Annotated in this window: 21 protein-coding genes and 1 pseudogene; 9 read left to right on the top strand and 13 right to left on the bottom strand. The window is 70.5% G+C overall.

What is annotated here, in order from left to right; all coding sequences use genetic code 11:
* Window positions 1-2: 2 nt before the first annotated feature.
* Entirely contained in the window at window positions 3-956 is a 954-nt protein-coding gene (locus tag ACIGXX_RS23400) for a hypothetical protein (protein WP_399978344.1), read from the bottom strand.
* 422 nt (window positions 957-1,378) lie between these two features.
* On the opposite strand from ACIGXX_RS23400, the gene ACIGXX_RS23395 reads away from it, so the two are divergent.
* Window positions 1,379-2,203, top strand: a complete 825-nt coding sequence (locus ACIGXX_RS23395) for an inositol monophosphatase family protein (protein WP_383822174.1) — start codon at window positions 1,379-1,381, stop codon at window positions 2,201-2,203.
* Window positions 2,204-2,549: 346 nt separating this feature from the next.
* Entirely contained in the window at window positions 2,550-3,539 is a 990-nt protein-coding gene (locus ACIGXX_RS23390) for a hypothetical protein (protein ID WP_361471128.1), read from the top strand.
* An 87-nt stretch (window positions 3,540-3,626) separates the two neighbouring features.
* On the opposite strand, the gene ACIGXX_RS23385 is transcribed toward ACIGXX_RS23390, so the two are convergent.
* Window positions 3,627-4,133: a hypothetical protein gene (locus ACIGXX_RS23385; RefSeq protein WP_361471126.1), complete on the bottom strand. Its 507-nt coding sequence runs from the start codon at window positions 4,131-4,133 to the stop codon at window positions 3,627-3,629.
* 266 nt (window positions 4,134-4,399) lie between these two features.
* On the opposite strand from ACIGXX_RS23385, the gene ACIGXX_RS23380 reads away from it, so the two are divergent.
* Window positions 4,400-4,858: a hypothetical protein gene (locus ACIGXX_RS23380; RefSeq protein WP_351168041.1), complete on the top strand. Its 459-nt coding sequence runs from the start codon at window positions 4,400-4,402 to the stop codon at window positions 4,856-4,858.
* A gap of 208 nt (window positions 4,859-5,066) precedes the next feature.
* On the opposite strand, the gene ACIGXX_RS23375 is transcribed toward ACIGXX_RS23380, so the two are convergent.
* The 4 genes from ACIGXX_RS23375 to ACIGXX_RS23360 form a co-directional block, all read right to left on the bottom strand.
* Window positions 5,067-5,942 (bottom strand): helix-turn-helix domain-containing protein, encoded by an 876-nt coding sequence (locus ACIGXX_RS23375; RefSeq protein ID WP_366463242.1) that lies wholly within the window; start codon window positions 5,940-5,942, stop codon window positions 5,067-5,069.
* A gap of 9 nt (window positions 5,943-5,951) precedes the next feature.
* Window positions 5,952-6,782, bottom strand: coding sequence for an alpha/beta hydrolase (locus ACIGXX_RS23370; protein WP_351168037.1), 831 nt, complete (start codon window positions 6,780-6,782; stop codon window positions 5,952-5,954).
* Between the two features lie 186 nt (window positions 6,783-6,968).
* Entirely contained in the window at window positions 6,969-7,856 is an 888-nt protein-coding gene (locus ACIGXX_RS23365; protein WP_351168035.1) for a SigB/SigF/SigG family RNA polymerase sigma factor, read from the bottom strand.
* A 64-nt stretch (window positions 7,857-7,920) separates the two neighbouring features.
* Window positions 7,921-8,622, bottom strand: coding sequence for a VOC family protein (locus ACIGXX_RS23360; protein ID WP_399978966.1), 702 nt, complete (start codon window positions 8,620-8,622; stop codon window positions 7,921-7,923).
* A 747-nt stretch (window positions 8,623-9,369) separates the two neighbouring features.
* On the opposite strand from ACIGXX_RS23360, the gene ACIGXX_RS23355 reads away from it, so the two are divergent.
* Window positions 9,370-10,029 (top strand): DUF1707 domain-containing protein, encoded by a 660-nt coding sequence (locus ACIGXX_RS23355; protein WP_399978336.1) that lies wholly within the window; start codon window positions 9,370-9,372, stop codon window positions 10,027-10,029.
* A gap of 51 nt (window positions 10,030-10,080) precedes the next feature.
* On the opposite strand, the gene ACIGXX_RS23350 is transcribed toward ACIGXX_RS23355, so the two are convergent.
* Both ACIGXX_RS23350 and ACIGXX_RS23345 read right to left on the bottom strand, forming a co-directional pair.
* Window positions 10,081-10,878, bottom strand: a complete 798-nt coding sequence (locus tag ACIGXX_RS23350) for an alpha/beta hydrolase family protein (protein ID WP_399978333.1) — start codon at window positions 10,876-10,878, stop codon at window positions 10,081-10,083.
* A 62-nt stretch (window positions 10,879-10,940) separates the two neighbouring features.
* Window positions 10,941-11,678 (bottom strand): alpha/beta hydrolase, encoded by a 738-nt coding sequence (locus ACIGXX_RS23345; protein ID WP_399978963.1) that lies wholly within the window; start codon window positions 11,676-11,678, stop codon window positions 10,941-10,943.
* A 239-nt stretch (window positions 11,679-11,917) separates the two neighbouring features.
* On the opposite strand from ACIGXX_RS23345, the gene ACIGXX_RS23340 reads away from it, so the two are divergent.
* Both ACIGXX_RS23340 and ACIGXX_RS23335 read left to right on the top strand, forming a co-directional pair.
* The gene (locus ACIGXX_RS23340) at window positions 11,918-13,015 is read left to right on the top strand and encodes a MerR family DNA-binding transcriptional regulator (protein WP_399978960.1); all 1,098 of its coding nucleotides are present in this window, start codon (window positions 11,918-11,920) and stop codon (window positions 13,013-13,015) included.
* A gap of 51 nt (window positions 13,016-13,066) precedes the next feature.
* Window positions 13,067-13,303: pseudogene (locus ACIGXX_RS23335) on the top strand (PLAT/LH2 domain-containing protein); the annotation flags it as partial.
* A gap of 184 nt (window positions 13,304-13,487) precedes the next feature.
* On the opposite strand, the gene ACIGXX_RS23330 reads toward ACIGXX_RS23335, so the two are convergent.
* Window positions 13,488-14,855, bottom strand: a complete 1,368-nt coding sequence (locus ACIGXX_RS23330; RefSeq protein ID WP_399978330.1) for an AMP-binding protein — start codon at window positions 14,853-14,855, stop codon at window positions 13,488-13,490.
* Window positions 14,856-15,049: 194 nt separating this feature from the next.
* Between ACIGXX_RS23330 and ACIGXX_RS23325 the strand changes: the two genes are divergently transcribed.
* Window positions 15,050-15,439: a VOC family protein gene (locus tag ACIGXX_RS23325; RefSeq protein WP_351168278.1), complete on the top strand. Its 390-nt coding sequence runs from the start codon at window positions 15,050-15,052 to the stop codon at window positions 15,437-15,439.
* Window positions 15,440-15,540: 101 nt separating this feature from the next.
* Here ACIGXX_RS23325 and arsM read toward each other — a convergent pair whose 3' ends face one another.
* The 3 genes from arsM to ACIGXX_RS23310 all read right to left on the bottom strand — a co-directional run bounded on the left by arsM (window position 15,541) and on the right by ACIGXX_RS23310 (window position 17,863).
* Window positions 15,541-16,368 carry an arsenite methyltransferase gene (gene arsM, locus ACIGXX_RS23320; protein ID WP_361471109.1) on the bottom strand — a complete coding sequence of 276 codons (828 nt, stop codon included), beginning with the start codon at window positions 16,366-16,368 and terminating at the stop codon, window positions 15,541-15,543.
* A gap of 170 nt (window positions 16,369-16,538) precedes the next feature.
* Complete coding sequence (locus tag ACIGXX_RS23315; protein ID WP_399978326.1) at window positions 16,539-17,102, bottom strand: DinB family protein; 564 nt, start codon at window positions 17,100-17,102, stop codon at window positions 16,539-16,541.
* 65 nt (window positions 17,103-17,167) lie between these two features.
* Complete coding sequence (locus ACIGXX_RS23310; RefSeq protein WP_399978323.1) at window positions 17,168-17,863, bottom strand: SAM-dependent methyltransferase; 696 nt, start codon at window positions 17,861-17,863, stop codon at window positions 17,168-17,170.
* Between the two features lie 134 nt (window positions 17,864-17,997).
* Between ACIGXX_RS23310 and ACIGXX_RS23305 the strand changes: the two genes are divergently transcribed.
* Both ACIGXX_RS23305 and ACIGXX_RS23300 read left to right on the top strand, forming a co-directional pair.
* Window positions 17,998-18,600 (top strand): XRE family transcriptional regulator, encoded by a 603-nt coding sequence (locus tag ACIGXX_RS23305; protein ID WP_361471103.1) that lies wholly within the window; start codon window positions 17,998-18,000, stop codon window positions 18,598-18,600.
* Between the two features lie 67 nt (window positions 18,601-18,667).
* Window positions 18,668-19,702: an endonuclease/exonuclease/phosphatase family protein gene (locus ACIGXX_RS23300; RefSeq protein WP_366463251.1), complete on the top strand. Its 1,035-nt coding sequence runs from the start codon at window positions 18,668-18,670 to the stop codon at window positions 19,700-19,702.
* A 47-nt stretch (window positions 19,703-19,749) separates the two neighbouring features.
* Here ACIGXX_RS23300 and ACIGXX_RS23295 read toward each other — a convergent pair whose 3' ends face one another.
* Window positions 19,750-20,418, bottom strand: coding sequence for a TetR/AcrR family transcriptional regulator (locus ACIGXX_RS23295; protein ID WP_399978319.1), 669 nt, complete (start codon window positions 20,416-20,418; stop codon window positions 19,750-19,752).
* Window positions 20,419-20,531 lie beyond the last annotated feature (113 nt).

Genomic DNA, 20,531 nt, shown 5'->3' with positions numbered 1-20,531 from the left:
GGTCAGCCTCCCAGCCGTTCGCTCATCAGATTGGGTCTCGAGCCGTAGATCTCGACGGTCCCGAAGGACAGCAGTGAGGACCCGGCCCGCGCCAGTGCACGCGGTTTGACGTCGATCGCGTTCGTGCGCTCCGGTCCGTAGGAGAAGGTGGTGCGGGGGCCGTCCACCCGCGCGTACTTCGACTGGAACGCGCGGTCGCTGCGCACCGGCAGCCACAGCGCGCCGTCCGGGCCGCGCACCATGGCCTCGGTGTGGGTGTCGCCCAGTGACGGGTAAGTGGTCCGCCAGGTACGCCCGTTGAAGGTCATCAGGTAGGTGCGGGCCACGCCGTCGGTGTACTGGCTGCCGCCGATCGTGACCCGGCCGGACGGTTCGAGCAGGAGCGTGTGCACGTTGCTGTTCGCCGGCAGCGCCACCTTCGCGTCCCGCCACCCCGTGCCGTCCCAGCGCAGGATGGTGGTGCCGGTGTCGGTGTCCCCCCAGGCCCAGGCGTCGGTGGCCGTGCGCGCGGTGATCCCCATCAGGTACCGCACCCCGTCGGGGGTGGACTGTGCGGTCCAGCCGGAACCGTCGTAGTGCAACACCTTCAGCCCGGTGTCGTCCTCACCGACCACCCAGGCGGCACCCGGTACCGCCGTGAAGTCCTGGTAGGTCCACAGGGCCTGCGGCAGCGGGAGGGCGCTCCACCCTCCCGCCGACCGGCGCAGGATCTCGCCCGCCCCCGCGCGATTGTGGAAGATCCACACCTCCTCGCCGACGAACTGCACCTTGCCGAGCCAGCCCAGCTCACCGGCGCCGGGGAAGGTGGTGTCCCGGCTCCAGGCGGTTCCGTCCCACCGGTACAGCATCGGCCGCAGCCCATCGGCGGCGTGCTCGTACCCCGTCGCCCATGCCGCGCCCGGCCCGCGGGCGGCGAGATCGGACACCGTGACCGGCGGGGCCGTCGCTGGCGGCACCGGCAGTGACGACCAACTCGGTTTCACCGCCGCGGCCGATGAAGCGGCCGACGAAGCGGCCGAAGCCGAAGCCGTGGCCGAAGCCGTGGCCGAAGCCGCAGCTGAGGCCGCAGCTGAGGTCGGCGTAACGGCCCCGGCCGGTGACGCCACCGCGGCACACGCGAGCACAAGGCAGACAAGGGCCGCACGGAGACCGTTCACAAGACCTCCCAGAGCGCGAAGGTCGCACAGGCTATGGGCGTCGACCCACCCGTGAACAGACGGCATTCGGCCGAACACGTTTCACGTGAACTCCTCACCGTTTCATGGGACTTCTGGAGCCACGAACGCATGCCTCGTCGGACAACCGCAGTGACCGGCGGCGGTGACCGGCCGCGGTGACCGGCGGCGGAGGTCTGGCTCTGCTTACGGCTTACGGCGGGATGCGCGGCCCCGATACTCTGCACGCCGTGATCAATGCAGAGGCGATTCCTGACGATGCCGAGGTTGCGATGGCCGCGGTGCGGGCCGGTGCGGAGGCCGTGCGCGCCAGGTACGGAAAGCGGCTGACCCGCATCGACAAGGGCGCCGGGGACTTCGCCACCGATGCCGATGTGGCGGCTGAGAAGGCGATCCTCGGCGTCCTGCGATCCGCCCGCCCCGGCGACGCGGTGCACGGCGAGGAGGGCGGGCAGCAGGGTGGGGCCGACGCGGTGCGCCAGTGGTTGGTGGACCCCCTGTGCGGCACGCTCAACTATGCCGTCGGGAACATGCTGGTCGCCGTCAACGTAGCCCTGCGCAACGGACCGGCCGCGGTGGCCGATCCGTTCAGCGGCGAGGTCTTCTTCACCGACGGCGGGACCGCTTGGGTGCGACGCGACGGGAGCGACACGCCACTGGCACCGACGGCAGCCACCCAGCTGGTGGACGTGAACCTCGATCCGCCCTTCCCGAGCGCACCGGGCTTCCGGGCGGTGGACCTGCTCGCCCACCCCGGATTCATCGAACGCTTCCGACCGCGGGTCGTGTCCACGACACTGGCGTTGGCCTGGGTCGCGGCCGGCAAGCGCGCCGCATACGTCACCGACGGCGGTGACCTGACCGAGAGCGTGCACTTCGCCGCCGGCATCGCTCTGTGCCAGGCCGCCGGCTGCGTCGTCACCGGAGTCGACGGCGCTCCGATCGGGCAGGCAGGCCGGGGACTCGTCGCGGCCGCGGACGCCGAGACGCACGGGCTGTTGCTGTCGATGATCCGCGGTCGAGGCTAGAGACCGCCACATCCTTGCTGGGTCTTCGCACCCTGCGTCTCAGCGGGCCCTGTGGCCCCGTACGTTGCGAAGCCGACCGCTTTCACTTGACCGGAACCGTGCCTCTCGATAGTCATGCGACGCATTGACCCCACAGCGCCGTCGCGGTTGCATGCTTGTGGCCCTCCGGTGGGGAACCGGGGAGAAGGGCCATGTCCTGTATCTGGGGGGAAAAATGAGGGGAAGCACGAACCGGAGCGCCATCAGACGTGTGCGGGCCGCCTTAAGCGCCACGGTTGTGGTCTGCGCGGTCACGACGGCGCTGCCTGGAGTCGCTTCGGCCGAGCCGATGCCTGCGGCGGGGGCCGTGAGCGACAGCGGTGCCGGGGTCGAGCGGATCAGTGTCGCGCCCGACGGCACCCAGGGCGACGGCGACTCCGTCGGCGCCACGATCACGACCGACGGCCGGCGTATCGCCTTCTCGTCGTGGGCGAAGAACCTCACAGACGGCTACCCGATGACGTATGAAAAAGTGTTCGTCCGCGATCAGCGGACGAGCCAGACCATGCGGATGAGCACCAGCGCCCCTCCGATCCAGCGCCCGGTGATCAGCGGTGACGGGCAATACATCGCCCATTGGGGGCTGATACAACGAGACACGAAGACATTCCTGTCCCAGGTGAAGTCGGAAGGCACGATCGGCATCTACTGCCCGGGCCTCAGCTGCAGCCAGCCGTCGCTGAGCGCGGACGCCCGCTACATCGCCCAGGTCGCCACCTCCAATCGACCGCCGTCCCGGCAGCGCATCGAGGTACGGGACTGGCGCGCCAACACCACGGAGACCATCGCCGAGTACGAACACACCGCCTCGGCCCGTCCGTCCATCAGCGGCGACGGCCGCTTCGTCGCCTACCAGGACGGCCAGGCGGAGGACATCTTCGTGTGGGACCGGACCGACGGCACCTCCTCCGGCCCGATCGAGGGCCCGTCCAAGGCGGCCACACTCGTCCAGTTCAGCAAGGACGGCAGCAAGGTCGTGTACCTCTCGGGCTCCGACACCTACGTCCACGACGAGGCCGCGGGCACCGACCAGTTGGTGCCGAACGTGCGGGGCGTGGCCATCGATCCCACCGGACGCTATCTGCTGTACGCCCCGCACGACACGAGCGGACCGTCGCTCACGCTGCGCGACCTGGAGACGGGCACCGACGAGATCGTCTCGAACCAGCCCGCCTCGGCCGGGACCGACGCGGTCAGCGCCGGGGGGCGCGACGTGGTCTTCCATTCCACGGCCGACGACATCGTGCCCGGCGACACCAACGGCAAGTCGGACGTCTTCGTCCGCCGCTTCTACTGATCGCCCCGACCCTCACGCTCTCCTGCCGCCCCACCGCTCGCCCGGCCCGCCTGGCCTACAGGGCAGGGACCCTTCAGCGCAGCGGATTCAGTGCAGCGGACGGCACCGCTGACGCGGATCAGGCGGGGTGAAGCTGAGCCCGTTCTCATCCATCGCATTGAAGACGGTCACTCGCCCCGTCGCGAAGACGAAGCTGATGTCGGCGTTCACCCAAGCCTGACCTCGGCCTCCCCAATCGAGCAGATCGACCCTGGTGAGGGGGAGACCCCGCAGAGCGTGCAGTTGTGGAAGAGGCTCGGCACGCCACTGCAGGTCGAAGTCGGGCCACCGGGGCGGGACACCGGGGTCGATCGTGTTCCACGTGAGGGAGAGATCGTCGAACTTGTGATGGTTGATCTCGACCTGCTCGCCCTCGAAGTCGAGCAGGACCGGGCAGTCACAGAACCATGCGTCGTCCTGACGGTCCCAGACCGCCCAGACCCTCGTCAGAGTCCGGCCGACAAGACCCCGCACCCGATCCGCGTGCTCCCGCACGACGTCATCGCTGCGGCTCAGCCACTGCGGCTGGTAGCCCGCGATACCGAAATCGAACATTGCGTCATCGTGTCAGAGCTGCCTGGCATCACCTCTACGCAGCCCGGACAGCGGCCCTGACACGACAATCCAGCCGCGTTCCTTGGCGGCGGGGAGAGAGGCCGACTGGACAGCAGCTGTAGGAGCAAGCGCCTGTGTCACTCCGCCTCTTGAGGGGTGGACAGCGCTCCGAACCGGCGGGCGCCTCTCCTTCAGCGGCAGCGATGAGTTCCTGCGCTCCAGGCGGTCTACACGGACAACATCACTTCCACACCCAGGGGACCACGATGACCGAGAACCACACACCGCCGCCCACACCCTCCGAGCCGAGTGCGAAGGTGCGGGCGCTGGACTGCCTGGTCGGCACCTGGCGGGTCAGCGGCGGTGTCGAAGGCACGGTGACCTATGAGTGGGCGGCCGGGAAGTTCTTCCTTCTCCAGCACGTCGACCTGCACCAAGACGGCCTGGACATCCGCGGCTTGGAAGTCATCGGGCACCTCTTCAACCCGTTCGCGGGGGATGCGGGGCCCAGTGAGGACGTGTGGTCCCGGTTCTACGACAACCAGGGGAACACGCTCGACTACGTCTACGAGATCGACGGCACCACCCTGACCATCTGGGGCGGCGCGAAGGGATCCCCCGCCTATATGCGCGGCACTTTCAACGCGGCCGGCGACACCATGGACAGCGAGTGGGTCTACCCGGGCGGCGGAGGCTACAAGTCGACCATGACCCGTATCGATTGAGCCGTGGGACGAAGTCGTCGAGAGGCTGCGCGGCCAGTGCGCGTCCCTGGAGCTGCTCGTCAAGGAGGTCATGCCGGCCTTCCAGCGATCCGGCACGCACGCGCCGGGCCCACCGAGTTCGCGGAGGCCTCCCGGGGCGCGACACGCTGCCCCAAGGCGCGCACGCTGCGCCAAGCACGAGCGGGAGGAAGCACAGAACCGCGGCTGCTCAGGCTGACGCAGCTGACGCAGGGGCCACCAGTGCTCCGGGCGAGGAGCCGGGCCACGCGACGTCGTCGACTTCGAGCCACGGCGCCGCGGCCACGGCCGCAGGCGTGAGACCGGTGAACTCCTTGACCTCGTGATGCAGGTGGGACTGGTCGACGTAGCCGCTCTCGGTGGCGACGCTCGCCGCGGGGCGCCCCGCGGCGAGAAGGTGCGCGGCGTGGTCGAACCGCACCAGGCGGGCGGCGCGTTTGGGCGTGATGCCCAGCTGGGAGCGGAAGCGGGCCGACAGGCGCTTGCGACTCCAGCCGACCTCATCCGCCAAGTCCTCGACCCGCATGCGCCCCCGGCTGGTGAGCGTCCGCCGCCAGCTGTGGGCGACCTCCGGAGCAACCGGTGGGCGAGCGCTCAGCCGTCGGCCGAGGAGGTCCACCGCGATCGCGAACCGTTCGTCCCACGTCCCGGCGGCACGCAGCCTGCCCTCGGCGCGCCCGGCCTCGCGGCCCCAGACGTCTTCCAGGGACACCACCGTCCCGCTGAGCTCGGCCGACGCGCCGAGCACCGCGGCCGCCACGACCGGCTCAAGGCGGATCTGGAGACACTCGCCCGTGCGGACGCCCGCCCGAACCTGGCCGGGCAGGAGCCCGACGACGACACTGCCGCGCCCCGGCCGGCCCTGCGCGTCGTAGACGAGTCCTGTTCCCTCGCTCAGATCGAAGAACAGAGTGACGGAGGGGTGCGCGACCATGGAGATGTCCGTGGGCGTGGGGACCCGATAGCGGAACCCGGCCATGCTGACCCCGGGCAGTCGATCCGACGGGCGCGGGACGGCGATGTCGAACAGCGCCCAGTCGAGTGGTGTCGTGTCGGTCGACGGCATTCGGCCAGCCTAGGCCTCGGGCGACGGGGTGTCAGCGCCCGTGGCCGTGAAGCTCAGCAACAGCTTGCTGGTCGTATCGGGCGCTTCGAGCAGGGGCATGTGCCCCACACCCGGCAGCACCTCGACCCGCGCGTCGGGCACCGCGTCGTACTGATGCACCGACGACGGCTCCCAGCGAGGGTCCGCAGCACCGAAGACCGCGAGCACCGGCACATCGAGGGCCGCGAGACGCTCGGGCACGCTCCGCTCGGCGACGTATGCGGTGTACTGCCGGAGCACCGCCTGGAACGCGGCGTACGTGATGCTCCGAACCCCGGCGACCAAGTCGTCCGGCACGTCCACCGGCCGAGCGGTGACTGCCCTGATCCCACTGCGGATCCACGCATCCGAGCGCATCGACCAGATGAGCCGGCCCAGCGGCGGGCCCAACAGGAGCCGAAGGAGCAACGGCTGCGGAAGCAACGCGTCGAGGCTCGGTCCTGTGCTGATCAGCGAGAGTGACCCGACCAGGTCGGGACGCTGTTCGGCGAGCGCGGTGCCCAGGTAGCCGCCGCTGGAGTGTCCGACCACGGCGACCCGGCGAAGGCCGAGATCGTCGAGCAGCGCCGCCACCCGACCGGCCTGCTCGGGCACGTCGTACGACGCCGGGGCAGGGGACTGGCCGCATCCGGGTAGGTCGATCCGGATGACGCGATGACGGTCGGCGAGCGCAGGGATCATCGGGATCCAGGAGGCGCCCGAGGCCCCCGATCCGTGAATGAGCAGCAGGGGCGGCGCCTGCTGCGAGCCGTCGTGAACCACATGCATGCCATGCGAGAGCTGAACTCCGTCCTCACTCATGCAGGGATGATGTAGGGCTCGCGGGCCATCGGTCTTGTACAAATGTCGCCTCTGCGGGAGTTCGGCTCCTGAGCACTGTTCCGCAGCCGTATGCGAGCCGGATGCGCCCGGTGGGAGCGTCCATCGGTGACCGCCTCGTCCACCTCTGCACGCTGTGCCGGCGCACGCTCGGGCAGGCCGTCGCTGCTAGTCGTGGGTGAGCAGGCCCAGGCGGAGGGAGGCGAGGGTCGCGGACAGGAGGCGTGAGACGTGCATCTGTGAGATGCCCAGTGCGGCGCCGATCTCGGCCTGGGTCATTTCCTGGCCGAAGCGCATCTCGATGATGCGGCGTTCGCGTTCGTCGAGGTCGGCCAGGAGCGGGGCCAGGGCGTGCAGGTCCTCGAACACATCGATGGCGGGGTCCGCCTCGCCCATGACGTCGGCGAGGGAGCGGCCGTCGGCGGATGCCTCGCTGTCATCGCCCCCGGCGCGTGGGCTGTCCAGTGATCCGGCGGCGTAGCCGTTGGCGGCCATGATCGCCTCCAGGGCCTGCTCCTCGGTCACGCTGAGATCGGCCGCGAGCTCATTGACCGTCGGTTCACGGCCGAGCGTGGACGACAACCGCTCCTGGGACTTGACCAGTTCGATACGCAGTTCCTGAAGTCTGCGCGGTACGTGGACGGCCCAGCTGGTGTCACGGAAGTACCGCTTGATCTCCCCGAGGATGTAGGGGACGGCGAAGGAGATGAACTCGAAGCCGCGGTCGACGTCGAACCGGTCGATTGCCTTGATCAGCCCCACGGTGCCGACCTGGACGATGTCCTCCAGCTGGCCGTTGCCGCGGTTGCGGTAGCGGCCGGCGACGTAGTGCACCAAGGAGAGGTTCATCTCGATCAGGGTGTTGCGCGTGTAGAGGTGGGCGGGGGAACCCTCCTCAAGTGTCTGGAGCTGGTCGAAGAAGAGCTTCGACAACTCCCGGGCGTCCTTTGGCGCGGCCTCGTCGGCTTCTTCCGTCAGCGGCAGTCCGACGCCCTCGCCCCGCACCTGCCCGGTCGGCTCGGCGGCGTCGCCCACATCCACTGCCTGCCCAAACATCGTCTGACTCCCCACACTCTCGTCCTGCATGACTCTGTTCGCGACGACTTCTGTTCGCGACAACTCAGCTCGCGATGACCGTGAAGGGGTTGCCTTCACGGTCTTCCAGCACGGCCTCGCGCCGGCAAGGGGGCCCCTCCGGTGGTGAGATGACACGTCCGCCCCAGCCGGCGGCCGCCACGGCAGCCATGGCGACGTCGGCCACGCGGAAGCACGGGTGCCAACCCGGGGGCGTGGCGTCCTTGATCGCGGCGACGGTGCGCAGCCCGTCGCGCACCTCGATCCGCCCGTGGGCGTACTCCACCTCGCAGCTTGCGCCGGAGCCGCCCGCCCAGCCCAGTACGGCCCCGTAGAAGAGGGCCGCGGCGAAGATGTCCGGGGTGTGCAACTCGAGCCGGGCGATGGGGCCTTCGCCCACCGTCCAGCGCTGGTCGGGGGTTTGTTGGAGCAGGCCGAACACCGCTTCCTGAGGGCCCGCCGCCACGGCGAGCCGCCCGGCGGGGCCGGCCAGCGGCCCGACGGCCACGGTGGCGCCGCGCTCACGCAGCCGGCCCACCGTGGCGTCCACGTCATCGACGGCGAAGTACGGAATCCACCCCGTGCCGACGCCCAGGTCGCACGTGGCCTGGCTGAGGGTGCCCACCGGCGCTCCGGCCCGCAGCGCCAGGAACCGTGGCCGGACCGGCGAGTCGAGCATCCTGACATGGCACCAGCCAAGAACCCGGGCGTAGAACTCCGTGGCGGCCAGGGCGTCCCGTGAGGCCAGGCTCAGCCAGCACGGTGCGCCGCGCGGCCCGCCGGAAGAGCCCGGCGGCAGGCCGTTTGCCCGTAGAGTTAGTGGGGCCAGTGGCGCCGGTGGGGCTGGCCTTCGCCCGGCGGGCGGGACCAGCCGCAGCCCTCCGGCCCGGCGGAAGGGCCTGATGCCGGTTCCCGCGCGCCCCGCCTCCCGAGCCTGACCCCTTGTCCGCGGAGCCGGTCCCTCTCGCTGCTGCTGCGCACGCTCGTTGCTCACGCCGATGTCCCTTGGCACTGCGCCCTCTCCCCATCTGGTTCTGGCATCCGGTCTGGCACCCGGTTCTGGCGGTCCCGGCAGTGGTTCCGCACACAGGAGGTGGCATACCGGGACCTTCCTCACCCATCCCGGGGACCAAGGCCCTGTCCCTGCCGGTGCCAAAGGCCCGTTCCCCGCCGCCGCGTGGGCTGTGGGCCAGGAACCGTCCGAAAAGGCCCTCGGCCCCGGCATAAGAACGCCACCGCGGGGCACGCGAGAGGAGCTCGCCCAGGGATGGCAGACGGATCGAAGGAGAATCACCTGATGCGGACCATCAGGCGCATGCGCCGCGTGCTGTACGGGGCCGTGTGCCTCCCCAAGAACATCGACAGCCGTTCGTCGGTAGACAGGTCACAGCTGAACCGGGCCTAGCCGAGCCTCGTACCGCGATATAGCGTCAGTCCTCTCGTCGTGCCGCCGGCCGCATCACGCGAAGACCTTCGACGGAACCAGGACGGAAGCATGTCGCCAGAGATCTCGCCCTCCGGGAAGCGTTCCGGTCCCGGCTCGTCGCCTGAGCTGCGGGCCTCGCATGCGGATCGGGACCGGGTGGTGGACGTGCTGCGTGTCGCGGCCGGGGACGGACGGCTGACCTCGGACGAGTTGGACGAGCGCCTGGAGGCCGCCCTGTCGGCGCGGACCGTCAACGAACTCACGACGCTCACCGCGGACCTGCCGCCCGTGTCGGCCATGGCGGGGGCGGGCCTGTCCGTGACCGAGGTCAAGGACGTACTCCGGATCGAGCAGCGGTTCAGCGCCGTCGAACGGGTGGGCCAGTGGGTGGTGCCGAGGAGGCTGGAGCTCGCAGTGACGTGGTGCGACGTGACGCTCGACTTCACGCAGGCACTGATCACGCAGGACACGCTGCGGATCGACGTGGACATGCAAGGCAAGACCCTGACGGTCATCACCAAGCCGGGCGTGGTGGTCGATGCCGATGCCTTGGCCGTGGAGCACTGCAAGGTCAAGAACCGTCAGGTGCCGGACCCTGGTGTTCCGATCAGGCTGCGCGTGGAGCTGGCCGGCAAGAAGAGCCATGGCCGCGTCGTGGTGCGGCCCCCACGGCGGACGGTCGGACAGTGGCTGCTGCGCAAACCCAGGGGCGCTGCCGACGACAGATGATGGACTCCATGGAGGCGATCCATGGAGGCGAGCTGCCGGCGGCGCGGTCCGCTAGCGCGCGTCGATGAGGTGGCGCCGGAACCATCGGACGAGGCCGTCGTCCACCGTGCGGGCCAGCGGTAGTTGTGGCGCGGGCTCGATGCCGGGCTCGTCGGCGAGCGGATGCGCCAATCCGGGGATCGACAGCAGTTCGCAGCGCTCCCCGAGGGCGGCGACGAGGTCCGATGCGTCGGCACGCAGCCCCGGGTGATCGAGCGCGCCGCTGACGACCAGGAGCGGCGCGCGACGGGCGATGGCACCCGCCATGGCCACGAAGTCCAGACGGTCGACGGCCCTCTCTGACGTGGCGTCATACGGATAGTCCCCCGGGAACAGGCCGACGACGGACCGCATGCGGATCGCGGCATTGACGACGGCCCCGGCGAAGACCGGAATCTCGGTCTCGGCGAGGATGCGCAGCGCGACGGCCCCGCCCAGCGATCCGCCCAGCACGCCGATCGGGCCGTCATCGACCGGCAGTTGACCACGGATCGATGCCAGCGCGTCCGGGAACTCCGCGACCGCCTGCCGGACGAGCGGCTCCAGAAAGGACATCAGTACGTCCTTCCGTATCAGCTCCAGGCCGGCGTCCATGCTGCCGTCGACCATGCGCGCCCCGCACATCGGCATGCCGAGGTGCACCCGCCAGGCAGGCACGTCGTCCATCGGCAACGCGGCAGCGAATGCGGCGTCGGACCGTGGCGCGTCCAGCATGTGCCAGGTGACGATCAGCCGGGTGGCGTCGTCGTGGGCCGGCGGCAGCGCGGTGAACGGCACGCCGGCGGCCGTACCCGTGATCGGTGAGTGCATGCGGCCACGTTAGGCCCGCGGCGACCGGCCGGGAGCGGGGTATTGCCGTCAGCGAAATCGCTTCACGCCGAAGTGAACGGCGGTAGCGCGCCCGCGATCACGCGGGCCGTCGCTCGCCCGAGGTCGCGTACGGAAGGCGCGGTCGCCGGCAGACACCGCCCCGCTGCGGGTTCGTACACGCAGCCCAGCACCCCGGCGTGGTCGGTGACCGGCTCGGTCAGTTCGGAGTTCCAGCCGTGTGCGCGGAGGGCTTCGTGCAGTTCGCGAGAGGCTTCGCCGGGCACGACGGTGTCGGTGGTCCCGTGCACGAGCCGTATGGGCACCGATGTCTTTGCCGGGCCAACTGCTTGGAGGGGCACGGTGCCGGTGGTGGGGGCCGGGAGCCGGTAGCCGCCCGCGATGCCGATCACCGCGGCGGGACGCCAGCCGTCGAAGAGTTCGGGCTGCAGGGCGACGCCGAGCGCGGCGCGCGCCCCTGCCGACCACCCCGCGACGACGAGCTGCCGAGGGCCGTGCATGTCCTCCGGTGCCTCGCGCGCCTCACGTACGTAGTCGCGGCCGAACCGCAGGGCGTCGGTCAGATGCGCCCGGCCGCCGTCGGGCTGGTCCGAACGCCAGTCGGGGACAAGGACGGTGGGCCCCAACCCGGCGATCTCCCGGGCCAGCGGGGCCATCACGTCACGCTCGTCGGGCCCCATGCCGTGCCACAGCAGCACGCACCGAGTCTCCTGCTGCCCGGAGGCATAGATGTCGAGGAGTTTGGTGTGGCCGCCGGTGGCGTAGCCCACGGTCCGGGTCACGATCCTCAAGTCCGTTCCTCCAGGTCGGGCGGGGCTACAGGACGGCCGGGCCAACTCCCGCCGTGCCAACGCCCCTGCACGGTGCTTCATGCAACAGCCCACAGTCTCTCCGAAACTCGGCACGGCGTGTCCGATGGGGAGACGGCGCACAGGGAGCCGCCCTTGCTGCTGGGAGTCGGGCGCTTGACCCTCACGTGGCGTCAGGCCGCACACTCGGTGCCGTGGAAGATCACTGGACCGTGGGGCGCGTGGCGGAACTGGGCGGCGTCAGCGTTCGCACGCTGCATCACTACGACGAGATCGGGCTCGTGCGTCCGTCTGCGCGGACCGCGGCCGGTTACCGGGCCTACGCGGCGGGAGACGTGGAGCGGCTGCGGGAGGTGCTGGCCTACCGGCGGCTGGGCTTCGGGCTGCGGGAGATTGCCGAACTGGTCGGCGACCCGTCCACCGACGCGGTCGCGCACCTGCGCCGGCTGCGTGGCCTGCTGCTGGAGCGGCGTGATCGCGCCGACGCCATGATGGCGGCCATCGACCGGGAACTCGAGGCACGGGCGAAGGGACTGAAGGTGACGCCGGAGGAACAACTGGAGATGTTCGGTGCGCGGCTGTACGACGAGATCGGCGGTGCCTACACCGCGACACGGTGCACCGATCCGCGGATCGCCGCGCGGATCTGGAACGCGCTCGGAGACGCGCAGACGGTACTGAACGTCGGGGCCGGAACCGGCTCCTACGAGCCCTCCGACCGGGACGTGACCGCGGTGGAGCCGTCGGCGGTCATGCGGGCGCAGCGGCCTGCCGGCTCGGCGCCGTGCGTGGCCGCCGCCGCGGAGAGCCTGCCGTTCGAGGACCAGTCCTTCGATGCCGCGATGGCCGTCTCCACCGTTCACCACTGGGAGGAACCGATGGCGGGGCTGCGCGAGATGCGGCGCGTGGCCCGCCGCGTGGTGGTGTTCACCTTCGACACCGACGAACCCGGATGGCAGGACCGGTTCTGGCTGACCCGCGACTACCTGCCCGAGTTCGCCGCCGTCCTGGCGGCATTTCCCTCGCTTGCGGGGATGGCCGACACGATCGGCGCCCGCGCGGAGCCGGTCCCCATCCCGTGGGACTGCACCGACGGCCTCTTCGAAGCGTATTGGCGCCGACCGCAGGCGTACTTGGAGGAGCACGTGCGCCGCGCGATGTCCGTGTGGACGAGGGTCGGAGCGGAGGCCGAGCGGCGGGCGGTGCGGAGCCTCGGCGACGACCTCGACTCCGGACGGTGGGCCGAGCGCAACCGCGACCTCGCCGCCCTCGACGCGGCCGACCTCGGCCTGCGCCTGCTCATAGCCTGAACTGCTTCGCACCGCGGTCCATGTTCCACGGCGGTCAACCTCGACAACGCCGGCAACAACTTCGAGCAGGGAGCGGTTGACACGTTCGCGCTCCACTTGGCCGAACTCGGTGATGTGCAGCGCGTCCGGGTCCGGCACGACAACAAGGTCCCCTTCCCGGGCTGGTACCTCGACCGGATCTTCATCCGCAACGAGGACTCCAGCCAGGAATGGACCTTCCCCTGCAACCGGTGGCTGGCCCAGGACGAAGACGCCGGCGAGATCGAACGCGTCCTCGACCGCGCCTAAGCGCCCGCCGCGACAGCAGGGCCACGACAGCTGTGGGACGCGCCCTCACGGAGGAAGGGCGCGTCCCACAGCGTGTTCCACCCCCGGCCGTTCTACGGCCGGGACAGAGGAAGCGTTCATTCACCGCCCCACCGGGCAAGGAGATCGACTTCCTCTGGGCGCCCTACCTGGAGGAAGTCCGCGATCAACGGCCTTCGACCACGAGGTTGCCGTCTTCGGTGAGGCGGGCGACCTCGCCGGTCTTGTGGAAACCGTCGGAGGTGAAGGCGCGGGCGTTCTGGTCGGGCGCCTTGTAGTAGCCGCGCAGGGTGCAGGGGCCGCGCGTCCAGAGCTGTCCCGGGGTTCCCGCCGGTACGTCGGTGCCGTCCGCGGCGGTGATGCGGATCTCGTCGTCGGGCGAGAGGGGGCGACCGTGCGTGTGCTGGATGACGTCGTCGGTGTCGGTCGGGCGGGTGAGGGAGAGCAGCCCCTCGGCCCTCCCGAAGACCTGCTGGAGGCGGCAGCCGAAGGCGGGTTGGATGCGGGCCGCGAGTTCGGGGTGCGGACGTGCGCCGGCGATCTGGATGAGGCGCAGGCTGGAGAGGTCGTACGGGCCATCGTCCTGGGCGTCAAGCCACTGTTGTGCGGTACCGGGGTCCAGAGAGGTGACGGTGACCTTCTCGGCCGCGATCGCGCGGAAGGCGTCGGCGGGGGCGGGGTCGTCGAGCAGCACGACCGTGCCGCCGGTGGCGAGGGTGCCGACGATGCCGGGGCAGCCGGAGGCGACGTCAGATCCGGCCGGCAGGGCGGCGAGGTAGACGTCTTCGGGGCCCAGGTCGATCAGTTCGGCTGCCGCCCGGGTCTGGTACGCGTAGTCGTTGTGGGTGCGCGGGACCAGAGGAGGCGCGGCCGTGGCCCACTCCGACGGCGACGTGATCGCGTCCGACGTCGACGTGATTCCGTCCGACGGCACGAGGAACGCGACGTCGTTGGGGTCGTACGTGCGCTCCGGGTCCATCGGGGCGTCCAGGGAGCTGAAGGGAAAGAACAGACATCCGCTGAGGGCGGTGGCGAAGCCTCCTGAGGTGCCGTCGGGCCCGTCGAGGGTGAAGACGCGGCGCAGCCGCGGATGGTCGTCACTGATCGCCTCGACCATCTTGGCGTGGTCGAAGCCGCGGTGGACGCCGGGGCCTATGTAGGCGGCGGCCTCCGTCACATGGGCGAGGTGACCGACCTCGTCGGCACGGTACGAGGTGGGGGCGATCACCGGAAGGGCGCCGCCCCGCATGAGGGCGTAGACCGTGATGACGAACTCGGGCACATTCGGCAGCTGGACGATGACCCGGTCGCCGGCGCGGACGCCCCGGAGCGTGAGCCCGGCGGCCACGCGATCGACGCGACGGTTGAGCGCCCGGTAGGTGAGGCGATGTTCACCGTGGACGAGGGCGGTGCGGGTGGTGAACGTGCGGGCGTGCTCGGCCAGGAGCTGGGGAAGGGCGGCGCCCTGGTAGTAACCGCGGTCGTAGTAGCGGCCGATGGTCTCGGGCAGGCGCGGGGTGCAGCCGTCCAGCATGGTTCAGACTCCTTCCGGGTGCCGTGTGAGGATGTCGATCACGGCGGCTCAGAGTTCCACGCGGGGTGCGGAGGCGACAAGCACCTTGGTGGTCCCCCAGGTAGGGGCGGCCGCGGGCCGGAGTCAACTTCCTCTGCCGCACCTACACTTGTCGGCGACCCCATCAGACCCGTGGCGTGACGGAAGGTCCCGACGTGGCCAGCAAGTTCACCGAGCTCGCGATCGACTGTGCCGACCCCAGCGTTCTTGCCCGATTCTGGTGCTCGGTCCTGGACTACGAGGTGCAGGACGAAGAGGAGGGCGTGGTCACCATCGGCTCCCCTCTGGTGCCCGAAGGCAACAAACGCCTGGGCCCTGTGCCGCCGACGCTGACCTTCGCGCAGGTGCCCGAGGGCAAGACCATCAAGAACCGGCTCCACATCGACGTGAACCCCACCGACAGGGAGCAGGACGAAGAAGTCCGCCGTCTGCTCGACCTGGGTGCTCGCCCCGCCGATGTCGGCCAGACCGGCGACGAGAGCTGGGTGACGCTCGCCGACCCGGAGGGGAACGAGTTCTGCGTCCTTGCGGGCCGCCGTCCCTGACGGAGCCCCACACGCCGTCCGTGGCGGAGCCCCACACGCCGCACCAGGTTCGCCTCCGGTCGTCTGCCTGGCTCCGGTGACGTGCCGGGCGGATCGGCGGATTAGTCCGCAGGAGTGCAGCAGGCGGTGACACCGCAGCACGATTCGGCGGCGAGGCTCTCGGGGGCGGAGGCTTCGCCGGGGATGGGCTTGGCGGCGCGGACGACGGCGGAGTGCATGCCGTCGGCGACCGCGTGGGTCGGGGTGATCTCGATGCCGGTGAATCCGGCGGCTTCGAGGCCCTGGCGGTACTCGGCGAAGGAGAGCGCGCCGGCGATGCAGCCGACGTAGTCGCCGCGTTCGGCCCGCTGTTCGGGGGCGAGGGTGTCGTCGGCGACGACGTCGGAGATGCCGATGCGGCCGCCGGGGGCGAGGACTCGCATCATCTCGGCGAAGACGGCGGGCTTGTCGGTGGACAGGTTGATCACGCAGTTGGAGATCACGACGTCGATGGTGTTCGCGGGCAGGGGGATGGCCTCGATGGTGCCCTTGAGGAACTCGACGTTGGTGGCGCCGGCCTTCTTCTGGTTGGCCAGGGCCAGGGCCAGCATCTCCTCGGTCATGTCCAGGCCGTAGGCCTTGCCGGTGAGGCCTACGCGGCGGGCGGAGAGCAGGACGTCGATGCCGCCTCCGGAGCCGAGGTCGAGGACGCGCTCGCCTTCGTGGAGGTCGGCGACGGCGGTGGGGTTGCCGCAGCCGAGCGAGGCGGCGACCGCCTCGGCGGGCAGGGCACCGCGCTCGTCGGCGCCGTAGAGAGTGGAACCGAAGTTGTCGTCGACCTCGATCGCCTGCGGGCCGCAACACGCGGTGCCGCCCGCGGTGACCTGGACGGCGGCCGCGGCGTAGCGCTCGCGGACGGTCTCGCGCAGGTCGGTGTTCTGCTCACTCATGGCAGGGCTCCTCCGGCTGCATTGACGTTTCTCGATACAAGCTTGGAACTTGAATCGAAGCCTGTCAACATAGAAGCCTGTCGAAACAAGAACTTGTGGTGCTCGGCCACAGGGCGGCGCCGATGGGACACCCGGATGCCCAGGTCCTCCAGTCCCGTCAGATCGGCGGGTCAGCGGCCGGTGGATCCGTCGATCTGCTCGCGCAGGATGTCGGCGTGACCGGCGTGCCGACCGGTCTCTTCGATCATGTGCACCAGAACCCACCGCATCGAGGGCGCCGGCCCTCGGCGCGGGGCTCGCGGGGCGGGCAGCGTCAGATCCGGGCAGGCGTCGATGACCTGGTTCGCCCGCTCGACGGCCTCCCGGTAGTCGGCGAGGACGCCGTCGACGGTGTCCTGTGCGGACGGCCGCAGGGTCGCGACCCAGTCGCCGGCGTCCTCACCCAGGAAGTAGAACCGTTCGACGCACGCCAGATGCTTGGCCAGCCCGAGAAGGCTGGTGCCCGAGGGCACTCCGCCCGTACGGACCTGCGGCTCCGGCGTACCCGCCACCTTGTCCGCGACCGAGGTCCGCAGATAGTCGAGAAAGCCCCGCAGGGTGGCCTTCTCGTCGGCGCCGGCCGACGGGGGGCCGGTGTCCCTCGCCTTGGCCGTCGACTTGGCCGTCGCCTTGGCCGTCGACTTCGGCTTCGCCTTCGCCCGAGTTGGGGATTGCCGCGCACGGTTGTCTGGCATCGAGTCACTCCGTTCCGACGCGAAGTCGTGTGGTTCGGCGTGGGGTTCGGACGGTCGTGGGGCGGTCATCCGGCGGCGCACTGGACGAGCAGGACGTTGTCGATGACGGTGGCGCTCTCACCGGCGGGTCCGGTGGCCGGGCGGCGGGGCATGTCGGCGCGCAGGACGGACCAGCGCGCGGGGTCGAGATCAAGCTCGGCGGCGATCTCGACGGGCGTGGGGTAGTGGATGTCGGGGTCCTGGTTCCACGACCAGGGCGCGGCGGAGCCGTGGTCGACGACCAGCAGGAGACCGCCTGGCCGCAGCGCCCGTGCGGCGGTGCGCAGCACCCGGCTGCGGGACAGCGCGAACGGCGTGTGGAAGTACTGGGCGGATACGAGATCGAACTGTCCGGCCGGGAAGCTGTCGGCCAGATCGTGCTGTTCGGCGGTGACCCGGTCCGCGATGCCGAGACCGCGGGCGTGTTCCCGTACTCGTTCGACGGCGGTGGTGGAGATGTCCACGGCGGTGACGTGCCAGCCACGCCGGGCCAGCCAGAGAGCGTCACCGCCGGCGCCGCAGCCCAGATCCAGGGCGGTGCCGGGGTGCAGCGGCGCGGCGGTCTCGGCGAGCAGTGGGTTGACGCGTGCGCCCCCGGTGGGCCGGGTGCGGTAGTGCCGCTCCCAGAACCGTGCGGCGTCATCGCCCGCCGCGCTCTGGTCGCCCGCGGCATCGGCGGCGGCATCAGGGGTGGTGGGTCGCTGGCGCCGGGTGGAATCCATGGGAGATGCCCCTTCGTCGGCCGGCGTGCCGAGCGCGATCCGATACGCGCCCGCGCCGCCGGTGGTGTGCCGACAGCATCGACACCACCATTCCGCCCTTGCAAGAAATGTTGCGGATCCGCATTATCGGGGCCATGAACAACGGCATGAACAACGGCACGGACAACCCCGCGGAAGACGTGCTGGCCGGAGTCGGGCCACGCCTGCGAGCCCTGCGTCAGGCGCGCGGCGCCACACTGGCGGCGCTGGCAAGCGAAACCGGCCTGACCGCGAGCACCCTGTCCCGCCTCGAGAACGGCAAGCTGCGTCCCACGCTAGAGCAGTTGCTGCCTCTGGCCCGGGCGCACGGCGTACCGCTCGATGATCTCGTCGCGGCGCCACCCACCGGCGACCCGCGCGTCCACCTGCGGCCGGTGCGGCGATCCGGCCTGGTGCTGGTGCCCCTGACCCCGCGGGCCGGCGGCATCCAGGCCTACAAGGTGATCTATCCGCCCGCGGGCCGATCGCCCACCTTGAACCTGCAGACCCACGAGGGATACGAGTGGTTCTACGTCCTCGACGGACGCGTCAGGTTCGTCCTCGGCGAGCGGGAGTTCCAGATGGGCGTCGGCGAGGCCGCGGAGTTCGACACCCGCATCCCGCACTGGATCGGCAGCGCCGACAGCCAACCGGCGGAGCTGCTCGCCCTGTTCGGAGCGCAGGGAGAGCGCGCACATCTGGCACCGTCCAGCCACTGACGCCGTCCCCTGGCAAGAGCCGCGGTGATCGCCGCCCGTACTCTGGCGCGAGGAGAGGGGAGGGGCGATGGACACTGCTGTACGCACGCGCCGCGCGGCCACCGGCGGAAACCGGGAGGCCGGCCGCCGCGGACGCAGGTGGGGGCCCATCAGCTGTGGCGTGCTCCTCGCCATGCTGTCGGTCCTGCTGATGGTGCGGCTGACCGGCCTCGATGCGGGAACCCCGCTCGCCGTGCCGGTGGTCCTGTTCCCCTACGCCGCTGTCATCAGCGTGCTCGCTCTGGTCACCGTCATCGCCGTCCCCGCTCTGCGCTCTCGCTGGCCGGTCATCGGCGCGGCACTGCTCGCGGCCGCGTACGTGGTGCTGCTGGTCCCGCGGTTCGTGGCGCACGACCAGCCGCACATCCCGGCGCAGGCACCCCAGTTGCGTGTGGCCACCCTCAACAGCCACGTCGGCGGCGAGGACGCGCGTGCGCTGGTGCGGCTGGTCGAGTCCGAACGCATAGACGTCCTGGCCGTGCAGGAGCTGACCTCGGCCGGGATCGCCGCGCTCGCGGAAGCCGGTCTGGACAAGGTTCTGCCCCACCAGGAACTCCAGCCCCAGCACGACTCCTCGCTCTACTCACGCCTTCCGCTGACACGCGGAGGGCCGCTGGAGGCGGACACCGCCTGGCCCCAGACCACCGCGGAGGTGACGGTCGGCGGGCGCACCGTACGGCTGGTGGCCGTGCACACGTACTACCCGCTCGGCGACGCTCAGCGCTGGACCCGGGACATGACCGCCCTGACCGCCGTCGCCCGCGACAGTGGTCCCGACACCGTGTTCCTGGGCGATTTCAACGCCACGGTCGATCACGCACCGATGCGGGACCTGCTCACCTCCGGTGGGCTCACGGACACGCACGCCGAACTCGGCGAGGGCTGGGCCCGCACCTGGCCCGCGAACAAGAGCCTGTTGCCGCCTCTGGTCCATCTCGACCACGTCGTGCACGGATCGGGTCTGGCGGGCCTCTCGGTCGGCGAACGGACCGTACCGGGCACCGACCACCGGGCAGTCGTCGCCACGCTGGCCCTGCTGCCCACCGGCGAACGTGCGCGCTAGGCGCGCGACAGGGCCGCCGCCCGTACTGCCGCCCGTACTCCGCTGCGTCAGCGGGCGGCGATTCCGGCGAGGATGAGGTCGACGCCGGCGAGGAACTCCGCGCGGTCGTCGTGATCGCGTAGCTGGTCGGCGACGTCACGGGTGAACGCGTACTCGTCGGGATCGAGATCCGCCCACGCGGTCGCGGCGGTGTCGAGGAACTCGGCCCGGTTCGTGCCCGGTTGGACTCCGCGGGCGTTGGCCGCGTTCTGTCCGCCCACGCCGAGGATGTAGTTCAGGAGCGCGGAGGCGGCGGTGAACTGGGCGGGGTGGGGGACTCCGAGCGCTCGGACCTGACGCCCGAGGTGTTCGAAGACCCGCAGCATCGGTGACTGCCCCGGCGCGCGGGCGAGTTGGGTGCCGATCCACGGGTGGTCGTCGATCGCGTCGAAGACGCCGAGCGCGAGGGCGCGGATCGCGTCCTGCGGCGTCGTCGCCGCGTTGTGGGCGCTCATGGTGCCGGTGACGACGGCGTCGGCGGCGGCATGCAGGAGTTCGTCCTTGCCGGTGACGTGCCAGTAGATGGCGCCGGGCCCGGTGGCGAGGCGCTCGGCCAGCGCGCGGAAAGTGAGCCCGCGCTCGCCCGCCGTGTCGAGCAGCTCGATCGCGGCCTCGACGATGCGCTCCCGGGAGAGCGGTTCGTCCCGTCGCTCTGGACGACGTGTCCTGGTTGCCATGCGCCCATCCTGGCACACGCCTGGAACGCCGTTCCAGTCTGGAATGGAACAACGTTCCAGAGGGAACCGCGCCTGGCCTGCCCCGACCTGCCGGGCGCCCACCCGCCAGGCGT

Origin of the sequence: Streptomyces sp. NPDC055243, assembly GCF_044544025.1 — a bacterium.
Lineage (GTDB): Bacteria > Actinomycetota > Actinomycetes > Streptomycetales > Streptomycetaceae > Streptomyces.
This window is presented reverse-complemented; position numbering and strand designations above follow the sequence as displayed.